The organism is Xenorhabdus khoisanae (genome assembly GCF_001037465.1).
Lineage (GTDB): Bacteria > Pseudomonadota > Gammaproteobacteria > Enterobacterales > Enterobacteriaceae > Xenorhabdus > Xenorhabdus khoisanae.
This window is the reverse complement of the sequence record NZ_LFCV01000160.1, coordinates 1-12,215: the sequence shown is the minus strand read 5'-3', so window position 1 is coordinate 12,215 and position 12,215 is coordinate 1. Positions and strand designations below refer to the sequence as shown.

General features: G+C 38.5%; 10 protein-coding genes and 1 pseudogene. 5 read left to right on the top strand and 6 right to left on the bottom strand.

From position 1 onward, the window contains the following. Nucleotides 1-674: 674 nt before the first annotated feature. The 3 genes from AB204_RS18650 (at nt 675) to AB204_RS18640 (ending at nt 4,202) form a co-directional block, all read left to right on the top strand. Entirely contained in the window at nt 675-2,210 is a 1,536-nt protein-coding gene (locus AB204_RS18650) for a peptide MFS transporter (RefSeq protein ID WP_047964885.1), read from the top strand. A gap of 280 nt (nt 2,211-2,490) precedes the next feature. Beyond that, on the top strand, nt 2,491-3,426 hold the full coding sequence (locus AB204_RS18645) for a LysR family transcriptional regulator (protein WP_047964884.1): 936 nt from the start codon (nt 2,491-2,493) through the stop codon (nt 3,424-3,426). 143 nt (nt 3,427-3,569) lie between these two features. Beyond that, nucleotides 3,570-4,202, top strand: a complete 633-nt coding sequence (locus tag AB204_RS18640) for a LysE family translocator (RefSeq protein WP_047964883.1) — start codon at nt 3,570-3,572, stop codon at nt 4,200-4,202. Between the two features lie 296 nt (nt 4,203-4,498). Here the strand turns inward: AB204_RS18640 and AB204_RS18635 are convergent, their stop codons facing one another. After that, on the bottom strand, nt 4,499-4,939 hold the full coding sequence (locus AB204_RS18635) for a hypothetical protein (protein ID WP_047964882.1): 441 nt from the start codon (nt 4,937-4,939) through the stop codon (nt 4,499-4,501). A 174-nt stretch (nt 4,940-5,113) separates the two neighbouring features. Between AB204_RS18635 and AB204_RS18630 the strand changes: the two genes are divergently transcribed. Continuing rightward, complete coding sequence (locus AB204_RS18630) at nt 5,114-5,902, top strand: PhzF family phenazine biosynthesis protein (protein ID WP_047964881.1); 789 nt, start codon at nt 5,114-5,116, stop codon at nt 5,900-5,902. Nucleotides 5,903-5,986: 84 nt separating this feature from the next. After that, complete coding sequence (locus tag AB204_RS18625) at nt 5,987-6,499, top strand: DUF1543 domain-containing protein (protein WP_047964880.1); 513 nt, start codon at nt 5,987-5,989, stop codon at nt 6,497-6,499. A 55-nt stretch (nt 6,500-6,554) separates the two neighbouring features. On the opposite strand, the gene lldD is transcribed toward AB204_RS18625, so the two are convergent. The 5 genes and pseudogenes from lldD to AB204_RS18600 form a co-directional block, all read right to left on the bottom strand. After that, nucleotides 6,555-7,697: an FMN-dependent L-lactate dehydrogenase LldD gene (gene lldD / locus AB204_RS18620; RefSeq protein WP_047964879.1), complete on the bottom strand. Its 1,143-nt coding sequence runs from the start codon at nt 7,695-7,697 to the stop codon at nt 6,555-6,557. Between the two features lie 39 nt (nt 7,698-7,736). Further along, entirely contained in the window at nt 7,737-9,317 is a 1,581-nt protein-coding gene (locus tag AB204_RS18615; RefSeq protein WP_047964878.1) for an L-lactate permease, read from the bottom strand. Nucleotides 9,318-9,631: 314 nt separating this feature from the next. After that, nucleotides 9,632-10,177: pseudogene (locus tag AB204_RS23875) on the bottom strand (LysR family transcriptional regulator). Between the two features lie 192 nt (nt 10,178-10,369). Beyond that, nucleotides 10,370-11,152 (bottom strand): polysaccharide lyase, encoded by a 783-nt coding sequence (locus AB204_RS18605; protein ID WP_047964877.1) that lies wholly within the window; start codon nt 11,150-11,152, stop codon nt 10,370-10,372. 251 nt (nt 11,153-11,403) lie between these two features. Beyond that, a complete protein-coding gene (locus AB204_RS18600) occupies nt 11,404-12,012 on the bottom strand; it encodes an RBBP9/YdeN family alpha/beta hydrolase (RefSeq protein ID WP_084728623.1) in 609 nt (202 codons plus the stop codon). Nucleotides 12,013-12,215 lie beyond the last annotated feature (203 nt).

The following is a 12,215-nucleotide window of genomic DNA, read 5'->3' as shown; positions in this document are numbered from 1 at the left end:
TCCCGAAGGTATGCCATCCTTGTATGGTGATAACGATAATATTCACCAGTAAAATTATATGGCTGCTATTTATAAATAGCAGCCAATGCCTTGTACCCACACCCCCCTGAAAAATGTTATAGAATAATTAAATAAATTTGTTTTTATTGCCATTTCCCGCATAGAATACGTGTCTTTTTTCACCACTTTTTTCAATCTTTTTATTCTTAAAATAATTTGATCTTTTACAATCATCCCGCCTAAAACAGAGAGGAATTCTCTGCCTTTATGTAATCTCTACCTATTTAAAACCCAAGTTCATATCGTAACACGCAAAAATATCACCATATGTATTAGTTAAAAATTAATATATTGTTTTATAAAGGGTTTAACAAGAAATATTATTAACAAGAAAAAAATATCTAAGTCAACATTCCCCATCACATACCTGCTATTAAATTCTAGAATTGAGATTCTTATCGACTTTCATTCTAAAAAATGGAATATAAAGTAGAAAACGTGCTTCTTGTTGATGAAAAAAGCAAAGAACATGTTAAAAATACACCAACAATTAAGTAAGAAGCTTTATAGAGATATGTTAATAATTTTGTTTGGCATGATTATAAAGCAACCTTTTCATTTTGACTTGTAAAACATCACCATCATAAAGATGGATTTTTAGGAAGAATTATTAGATGCAATCTTCAATCAACAACGGAAAGAATAGAACCTTTTTTGGGCATCCTTATCCACTCAGTGCCCTCTTTATGACAGAAATGTGGGAACGATTTTCGTTCTATGGTATCCGCCCTCTTCTGATTTTGTTCATGTCTGCGGCCATCTTTGATGGTGGTATGGGTATTCCTCGTGATCAAGCATCAGCAGTTGTCGGGATCTTTGCTGGCAGTATTTACCTGACATCACTACCCGGTGGCTGGTTAGCTGACAACTGGCTGGGGCAACGGCTCGCTGTTTGGTATGGTTCGATTATTATCGCCCTGGGGCATCTCTCCATCGCCCTATCCGCTGTTTGGAGTAACAACCTGTTCTTTATTGGGTTACTGCTCATTACGCTCGGTACGGGCCTGTTCAAAACGTGTGTCACCGTTATGGTAGGAACCCTGTATAAAAAAGATGATCCCCGTCGTGACGGTGGTTTCTCTCTGTTTTACATGGGTATTAATTTAGGTTCCTTCATCGCAACATTAATCACGGGTTGGCTGGTGAAAGACTATGGCTGGCATTGGGGCTTTGGTGTCGGTGGATTAGGTATGCTGGCCGCCCTGCTGATTTTTCGTTTTTATACTGTTCCTCTGATGCGTCGTTACGATAAAGAAGCCGGTTTGGATTCCAGTTGGGATCGCCCAATGGTAAGACGCAAACATGTTGGCAAATGGGTCTGTGCAATTGCAATGACAGTTTCTGCGATTGTTGCATTAGTGATTATGGGAGCTATTCCATTTAACCCCGTTAAAGTTGCCAATGCGTTGGTTTATGTCATTTCGTCCAGTGTGATTCTCTATTTTGCCTATTTATTCCTGTTTGCAGGATTAGACCGCAATGAGAAAATCCGCCTGTTCATCTGTTTCATCCTGCTCGTTTCAGCCGCTTTATTCTGGTCAGCATTCGAGCAAAAACCAACATCATTTAACTTATTTGCTAATGACTATACTGACCGCGTAGTTCTGGGTTATGAGATTCCGGCTGTTTGGTTCCAATCAATCAATCCACTGTATATTATCTTGCTAGCCCCAATTTTTAGTTGGTTATGGCCTGCGCTGGCAAGACGCAACATGAACCCAAGCAGTATTGGCAAGTTTTTAATTGGTATGCTGCTTGCTGCCGGTGGTTTTGCAATCATGATGTTCGCCGCTCAAAACGTACTGGCGACTGGCGGTACAGTTTCACCGTTATGGATTGTTTTCAGTGTTCTTTTTCTGACCCTTGGTGAACTTTGCCTTAGCCCCATCGGGCTGGCAACGATGACAGTATTAGCGCCTTCCCGCATGCGTGGACAAGTCATGGGATTATGGTTCTGTGCCAGTGCATTGGGTAACCTCGCTGCTGGCTTAATTGGCGGTAATGTACGTGCAGATAAACTGGATAGCCTGCCTCAGCTATTCTCCAACGTTTCACTGTCGTTGGTAATTTGTTCCGCGATTTTACTTGTTCTTATCGTACCTATCCGTCGTTTGATGAGCAGCCTGCATGAAGCAGAAGCAAAGTCCTGACAATGGCATCATTACGATAAACTAAGCCAACAATTAGTTTGAATTTTAGTTAAACCGTCACTGCATCTCCATTTCTGAGCTGGGGATATTCAGTGGCGGTTTATTTAGAGCAATAAGCAATCCCCCTGCATTCAATATCAATCTTTGTAAGTTACAATATACAAGATATGCTATCTTCAGCATGCTATTACCCGTTGATGAAATACATGATTGTTACCATTGCGGAAGCAATAAATGATAAAAAGCATCGACATCACAATTTACATACGGAAAATACATTTTGAATAATTACAAATTACTACCCGCTTTAGTATCAATACTACAAACACGTAATTTAACTGAATCCGCAAAACAGCTAGGTGTTACACAATCTGCAATAAGTAAAACATTGAACCAGCTTCGTGAAGATTTTTATGACAAGATTATCGTGAGAGAAGCAAATAAATTCATCCTCACCAAAAAAGGAGAAAAGCTGAAAGAGCAGCTTCCGGCATTACTCCAGCAATTAGATAATCTATATGCACCTGAATTAATGGAACCAAGCCTTTGTCAAAGACAATTTACCTTAGCTTCTAGCGATTATGTCGCCCAAGCTATCTTACCGTCTATAGCTTATAATATTGAAAAAGAGGCACCTAACGTCAGTATTGAATATAAATTATGGCATAAAGACAATCTCAATACATTTGCTGAACAACATGTTGATTTAGTCGCAACTATTGCTGATTTTATACCTGATAATTTATACGGTAAAATGATGGCTGAAGACCAACTTGCTGTTGTATTCAGAAATACGCATTCTAAGTCAACTAATGATATAACTATTAACGACTATATAAATGCCAAACATATTCTAATTAGTGGTGGTGGGGATAAAAGCAGCCCTGTTGATCAAGTTTTAACAATGATGAACCTCAATCGTCATATTTTTGCAACCGTTCCCTTTTTCCAAGCTGCTATTGAATTGTTGTTAAAAACAAACACCATGCTAACCATACCGCTTCATATTGCTGCTGATTTTGCCCAACATTATGATTTGCAGATAAAACGCTTACCTATCAATATCAAAGCACAAAAATACTATTTGTTGTGGCATGCTAAACATCACCAGGATCCAGAACATAGGTGGTTCAGAGAGATCTGTTTCCCTCTAATCAAAACACATCTTGAAAAAACTATCGAACAAGGTATGAAATTAATTCATACTCATCAGTAAATTTTGGGGTCTTCTGTGCTCAATTGATTTATATTAATATCATCATTGTTTATACAGAAGAAAATTAACCGTGTGATTTATAACCAAAAATTATTTCATCCACATATTTCTAACTCTTATTTAATATAATCACGATAATAAATATGCTATCTATAGAAACACTCATTGCCTTTATCAGTATTTCATGCTTTTTATGCCTTTTACCAGGTCCTGATAATATTTTTGTATTAAGTCAATCCGCAATAAATGGACGTAAAAACGGAATATCAATTACTATTGGTCTGTGTATTGGATTGCTGATACACACGTCTTTAGTCTCATTAGGTATTGCAGCAATACTACGAGAAAGCACTGTAACACTTGAAATTATTCGAGTGATTGGGGTTTGTTATTTAAGTTATTTGGCTTGGGGTGCCTTCAATGCAAAACCTATTTATCATCAAGAACATGCCAGCGATTTTCACGATACAAAGGTGCTCATTAAAAAAGGGCTGATAATGAATCTATCAAATCCTAAAATTATTATTTTCTTTATGGCTTTTCTACCCCAATTTACCACTAACAGCACAAGCTTTATTCCAGCTTCACTACAATTATTTTATTTAGGTTTAACATTTGTCATTATTGCTTTTATTTTATTTACGCTTATCTCTTATTTATCTGGCTTTTTGAACAATGCTATATCCGGCAAACCTTCAATACAAACCATTTTAAATAAAATCACGAGCTTGATATTTATAGCCTTAGCAATTAACCTATTTGTCAGTCACTTTTAGGAAAGACGCATGGCTCCAAATCTTAGCAGTATGTTAAATACTTAGCCGAAATTCAGCCATGACGATGATATATACCGATGATAAACACTATACATCAATATGAAACAGTAAATGCAACAAAGAGAATGACTATAACTCAAGACTAATTCACAACGATTGCCATTAAAATTGCGAATCCTTTCGCTATTCTCCAGCATCCTTGTACGCTACTACATCGTTTTAGTATGCAGTTTCAGAGATGAATTTAGTCTTGTTTTACTGATGACCTGCTCTACTATGAATAGCAGATAGTACAATTAATAACCGCAGGCATCGAAAACATCAGCATAGGAATATCCATTTCCATACTCTTTCTCTAACTTCCGTTTGGTTTCTCTATAACACTGACGTTTAATCTGCTCGTGGAAATGCGGCATAAAGTGAGTATCTTTCGTATGGGAGTTCGTCTTAAACTGCTTATCGTACCAATCATAAGAAAAGCCTAAGCTATTTTTTTGTTCGAATTTACTATTATATTCCTTAAGTTCATCTTCCCGTTTCTCAGCCAAGGCGTTATCCTTAGCCAGCTTCTCTGTATTCCAACTCCCGTGACCTAACTCATTTCTCTTTTTCAGATACTCCTCTGAAGGCTTGTTATCCGCAGGTATATCGCTTTTGTAGCTTAAATCTAATGCCAGAGCCTGAGAACAACACACTGACAAAAGAAAAAATAGGCAATGAAGTCCTTTGATTTTCATATCTTCCCTTATTGGAACTATAACAAAGAATTATTATTTAATAGCTATTACCCCCTGAGGTCAATACTATAATCTTTGTGTGTTTTGCGACCATCTTAAATAACTCTTTACAACTTATTGTATTTTCAACATTCTGTGCTCTACTTCTCACAACAAAAAATAAATGAGATTCTGATGCATTCATTCCCTGTTTACCATGTCGATGCCTTCACAGAAAAATCGTTTTCCGGTAATCCTGCTGCTGTTGTTCTGCTAAATAAGTGGCCAACAGATGAAACATTGATTTCCATCGCTGCTGAAATTGGCCTGCCAGAAACCGCTTTTCTGGTAGGAAACCATCTACGCTGGTTTACACCGAAAATCGAAGTAAGTCTATGTGGACATGCAACCCTGGCAACAGCGTTTGTTCTTATAAAATACCGCAACAATCAAGATGAGCGGCTCATCTTCAAGAGTCTCTCCGGTGAGCTTCGCGTCTCTCATAAAGATGATATTTTTACACTGGATTTCCCTGCCATTGATTGTTATGAAGAAAAAACACTCATCCCTGTCATGCAAGATGCTTTGGGGCAAAAGGTTTCTGAGGTGTTCGCCTCACATGATCGCTACGTCTGTGTTTTAGATTCCGCAGAACAAATCATCAATACCCAACCTGATTTTGATAAAATTGCGTCCTTTTCCTTACCTGGGCTTATCATTACCGCCCCCGGCGATTCATCCACCGATTTTGTTTCACGTTTTTTTGCACCCGCTAAAGGTGTTAATGAAGATCCGGTTACAGGTTCCAGCCATTGTGTGCTTGCTCCTTTCTGGGCAAAACAACTCAATAAAAATAAGCTACGCGCTCGCCAATTATCCGAACGAGGCGGTGAAATATTATGCAGAACAGAGGGTGATCGTGTTTATCTGACAGGTAAAGCGAAACTTTTTTCACATGGTGAAATACTGCTTGAGAATGTGTAACACCTTGTTTCTGATAAAATAAAGTCGGCATAAAATCACAATAGATGAAAGCCACTAGCAGGAAAAATATAAGTAGGAGAGAAAATGTCTCAATTATACATGTTTTATCTTGGTGGAAATGCTGGAAAATCTAACATCGAAGTTCATGATGTCCAATTTGTAGCGGTGGAAAAAATAGAAGAAGCGTATCCTCTATTACGCGAAGTTTGGTTTGGTGACAAAGACAAACTTCATCTGGATGGTTATATGCCCTTAACGTGGGCAGATGGTTATAACATCGCAATGAGTCATAATGAATATCATGGAGAAATGCGACTCTACTTTGTAAATATGGGGGGTTACCAAAAAGATTCACTCGCAGAAGCTCATGAATTTGGGTTCTTTGTCGCTTGCTCAGCAGAAGAAGCGAAGGAAAAAGCCAAAGAAAGTTTACTGTCCGGCTACGATCAACTCCATAAAGATAACCTGAAAGATGTTGATGACTGTCTACTCCTCAAACAAGTCAGTGGCTATTATATCCACTTAACTGAAAACCCTCACGGTCAACCAGATAAACCTGAATGGCAGGGATATCGCCCTATTGGTATAAAGGATTAATTGAATACGGCCAGCAGAATAACCTCTGCTGACCAATAATGGCAAAAATTTGCCATTAACCTTGATGACGAACCAACAAATCAGAATTAATCTCCGAGATTGATCTGGCCCCCGTTAAGGTCATCGCTACCCGCATCTCTTTATCAATCAGATCCAGCAAATTGGAAACACCAGCTTCACCTGCCGCCGCCAACGCATAAACAAAGGCACGCCCCAGAAGAACACTATCAGCCCCCTGAGCAATCATCCTTACCACATCCAATCCAGTACGAATACCGGAGTCAGCAAGAATGGTAATGTCATTTTTGACTGCATCTGCAATCGCAGGTAAAGCACGCGCCGTTGACAGAACGCCATCAAGTTGACGTCCACCGTGATTGGAAACCACAATGCCATCTGCACCAAAACGCACAGCATCTTTAGCATCTTCCGGGTCGAGAATGCCTTTAATAATCATTGGCCCTTTCCAGGAATCACGGATCCACTCCAAATCTTTCCACGAAATGGAAGGATCAAAATTGCTTCCCAACCAACCCATATAATCTTCTAATTTAGTCGGTTGGCCACGATACACAGAGATATTACCCAGATCATGAGGTTTACCCCATAACCCTACATCCCATGCCCACTGAGGGTGGGTCATTGCCTGTAAGAAACGACGCATCGCCGCATTCGGGCCACTCATCCCAGAATGAGCATCACGATAACGTGCGCCAGGAACAGGCATATCTACCGTAAAAACCAGATTCTTAACTCCCGCAGCCTGCGCCCGTTCCAACACATTACGCATAAAGCCACGATCTTTCAGAACATAGAGCTGAAACCATATTGGACGATCAATCGCAGGCGCAACTTCTTCAATCGGACATACTGATACCGTTGATAAAGTAAATGGAATTCCTTTTTTTGCCGCAGCACGTGCAGCTTGTACTTCACCACGACGCGCATACATTCCTGATAATCCCACAGGCGCAAGTGCTACCGGCATTGACATTTTTTCCCCGAATAAGCTGGTTTCCAGACTTAATTCAGACATGTCTTTCAATACTCGCTGGCGTAATTCAATATCGGATAAATCAGTGGTATTACGTTTAAGGGTATGCTCTGCATAGGCTCCGCCATCAATATAATGGAACAGAAAAGGCGGTAACTTATCCTGTGCTGCAGCCCGATAGTCAGTTGAAGCGGAAATAATCATAATATGTACCTTAATGTTGAAAAGTTATTCGCACATTTTTTAAGATGCCAGAATCATAGCCATTACAGCCGCAATTGCCCCATAGACCAGCATGGGTAAAATCGTCTTCTTCATAATCTGGCCTTCTGCATTCGCTATCCCCAAAATAGAGCAAACAGCAATGATGTTGTTTAAACAAACCATGTTGCCCATAGCACCGCCAACAGATTGCAGTGCCAACATCAAGTTGACATTCATCCCATTGCTCAACGCGATGGAATGCTGAATCCCGCCAAATGTCAGATTAGAAACCGTATTAGAACCTGAGAAAAATGAACCCAATGCTCCCAGAAATGAAGAGAACAGCAGCCAACTCTCCCCGGTCATTGTGGCCAATGCTTTACCAATAATAATGACAGGTGCATTTTCATTTCCTAACATCATCATATTGACCATCACTAACGCACCAAACAACGCAATAAATGGCTTAAAAATACGTGAGCCTGTTTCACAGAACATCTGCCTGACCTGATGGCGATTAAGTCGAAAAAGTGGAATGCATACCAATACCACCAACAGAAATGGGATAATTGCCGGTACATATAACGTCTTATAGCTGGCAGAAGCAGATGTTCCCAACACGTGTTGCCAACTTATAATTAAAGATTTACTGACACTTAAATCACCTAACCAACCTAAATTAAATTGCCAATTGGCCTCAGCATTATTCAGCAATGTTTTGATACCTAATTGGTGAATGCGGGTAATAATCAGGATCATAATCAATAACAAAGTTGGCATCATGGCTTTGACAACCTTGTTGAAAGGCACAGCCTGCCCGGAACTTTTTCTTTCGTAGCGTTTTATACCGATACCCATTCGGGCCAGTAATACCGACAGAGCCAACCCAATAGCTCCGCCGACCAAGGCCGGAAATTCATAATTAACCTGAGCCAGCAACAGATAAGGTACTGTACAACTCAGGATACTTAAGAAGATAAACAGGATGTTTTGACGAATTTCTTGCCACGATACAATAAATCGTAGTGCCAACAACGGGATAACAAAACCGGCAACAAAATGAATGAGTGCGGTCAATTTACTGATTTCAAAAAAATTATCATCAGTCAGCCCCAGATTGGCAAAACCGAACCAAGTCGGTGTTCCTACCGCTCCGAAAGAAACAGGTACAGAGTTCATCACCAAAGCCAGCAGGGCAACCCGCAATGGATTAAACCCCAAACCGACCAATATAGGAGCAGCAATCGCAGCCGGAGTGCCAAAACCGCTGGCTCCTTCAATCATAAAAGAGAAAGCCCAACCAATAATCATTAATTGAGCAACGGGGTTAGGAGTGATATTTTCCAGCCAATTACGTACAACATCTTCAGCTCCACTGATTTGCATCAATTTATTCAGCAAAATTGCGCCTAAAATAATCGTAATGGGAGTAAAGACAGAAACCAATGCTGTAATAATATTGGCATGTAATAATATAGGTTGAGCTTCAAACCAAAATAATTGTATGAAGTAAACAATTATCGCTGTCAGGGATAAAGCAATGTGGGATGGAATACCTTTACGTTTGGTCATCATCCAAATCAGCAGGACAATCGGAGCAATGCTGAAAAATAAGGGCATAGAATCCTCAGGTAACTATTTTTATAGGATAATAAATGTAGCTGAAAGGTTAATTCATCATAACAATGCCATTATAATCACAACTTTTCCTAAGCTCCTACGCTGTGATTTTTAACAACTAGAAATCATACAAATCGGCAATGCCTTAATTGCATTGAGCGAAAAAGATTAAATCAATAAAAATCAGCCAGATACAAAATAATTTAAGATAAAACAGCGTATACCTCACATTAATTAGGCATGAAAATTCAATAGACTATATCCAAAAATGACATAATCTCTGCTGGTTATTAATCACCCAGCAGAGAAAGATTTTAGAAATAATGACTGATCTTTTTATAAGAAGCCATAATATGTTCAATTAACATACTAATTTTTAGGGGTAAATTTCGCGTATAAGGATAAACAGCATAAACCCCAATACTTTTCCACTATGCCCCTTAAGTATTTCTACCAATTTTCCTGCCTGTAAATCTTCATACACCATGACACGTGGAACCATCGCAATATCAAACCCGCCCAATACCACCTTACGGATTGCGAGTGCATTATTGGAAGAGAAATTTCCATTTACCTGTAATTCATAGATATCACGGCTATCAGGCCGTTTCATCACCAATTGGCCGTACCACTTTCTTGATGGGTATAGGTCAGGCAATTATGGTCGAGAAGATCTTCCGCAGACTGCGCATAGTACGATATAAAAGGCGAGCGCCAAGAGATTTTTCCAAACGCCCAATACGCTTACTGATGACTGAACTGGTGATACCCGCGCTCTCTGCCGCTTTACTAAAAGACCCACAGTCAACAATCAAAGCAAACAAGATCAAATCGTTTGCATATTCATGGGTAGATAACATAAATTATTTATACTTCAAAATTCGTTTGAGGCGGACAGTGTAAACTCTCCAAATAATAAATCAAATCTTTCACCATTAAATAAAAATATCAAACAGCTCACATACTCTGGCATGTGAGCTAAAAAATATAAACCTATTTTTACACATTGTCAGAATATAAAACTTATTTTGCATCTTTATTATTTATTGCCTTTATCCAACATTATTAGGCTTTTCAAGGCTAACAATAAAACTATCAAAATAAGCATATTGTTCTACTGGTGGTGCCCAATCCAATGTAGATCCACCAAAAAATGAACTCCATTTTATCGCATCAATAAAAACATTATTTTCATTTCTCAGTTTAATATCATTCAGTCTTAATACTTCCTGATTATCAACATATTGTATATAGATACCATCACGTTTACCAATACTATTCAGCTTGACATATTGTGTTAGTGTATACCAAACTCCTTTCTTTAAAGAGGTATTTAATTTAACGTAATCACCACACTGGGATTCTTTTTCTGGATAATAAAGATAACCAAATAACTCCCCTTCTTTTCTCCACATTAAGCGACTACTAAAACCATCAAAACTATCATTATCGACGCATCCTGAAGGGTGATCTCCGCCAGACAAACCCGGCAATTTTCCACCTTTAACCCACATGAAATCCTTACTGAACATCACATTATATTGCAACCATAATGCTTCATGCTTACCTTTTATTGGTGCATTGAATGAGGTTCCGGCCTTAGAATCAACTGTATTGGCAAGATAAGTGAGTTCTAATACTTTGTTCTGATCACCTTGCGGATCAATAACAATATTTAACCGACCTTGATTAAGCCCAGATGATAAAGTAGGTGAGATTCCCCAATCAGATTTAAAATCTTTAGGTGTGTATTTTCCTACTTTATGCTCAAAATCCACATTAATTAAATCAGTGTTATTAGCATTGGAAACAGAGGATGAATGCATTGGTGCCATAATTGACTCCTTATATAAGATACATTTTTATTTTCACATAAGCCCCTAAAACAACAAAAGTTAAATTCAATAAGAATACCATTTCTCTAAAAACATATTTTCATATTGTCTCTGTTTTAAATCAGAGTCAAACTCTATAATCACCCTTCTCTATTTAAAATAACTCATTGGTCTTTTATATTTAATATACACAATCACCTAACCCCCAGATTAAGCCTAATAAACTGGAGGTTCAGGAAAACACAATTTTTCTATTCTGAATCTGATACCATGATTTTTAGAGCATCATAAACAGGTAACAGGCGAGTGAAACCATCTCTATCAAGAAAATGACCACTATTATCAACATTAATAACTTTAGTCTGCAACGAATGACCCAAAGCATGGGACGACTGTGGTGAAACAATTTCATCATTAGAAGAAATGATCGAAACACGATGTTCTGTCATTCCACATAAAAAAGCATAATCCAATGGCTCGCCAGTAAAAGAATCCAACTCTGGTAAAGTGGTTTGAGAAGAATCAAAGCCAGAAACCAAAATATATCCACCAATATAAGGGGATATCGCTCTTATCGCCTCCAAATGCCGCAATATAGTGATACAACCGAGACTATGACCAATAAAAATCGTATCTTTATCTGCCGTTGGTACGATATCCATCAGCATATCAGCCCATGCTTCAGGTTGAGGTGCTGATGATTCAGGCATCGCAGGTACACTCACTTCTGCACCTTGTTCAGTTAACGTTTCCTTTAACCAAGAAAACCAATTTGATGAAGGTGATGCTGTATATCCATGAACAATAATTATTTTTTTACCAGTAAACAAATCGTGACTGCTCGTCATTGCTATTGTCATTGATCTTACCCTACTGAAAAATTCATCCATTAATGGAGATAAAACAGTTTATTATTAAGAACTTGTGACTGATATAAGTCAATATTATTCCTCTTTATGGCTGATTAAAATAAACACAAATTGGTCAACGTACTCCCAAAAGGAGGAATGTAATGAACGCATCCCAACCACTGAACCTTTGGCACCGTGCTGGAATTGAGAGA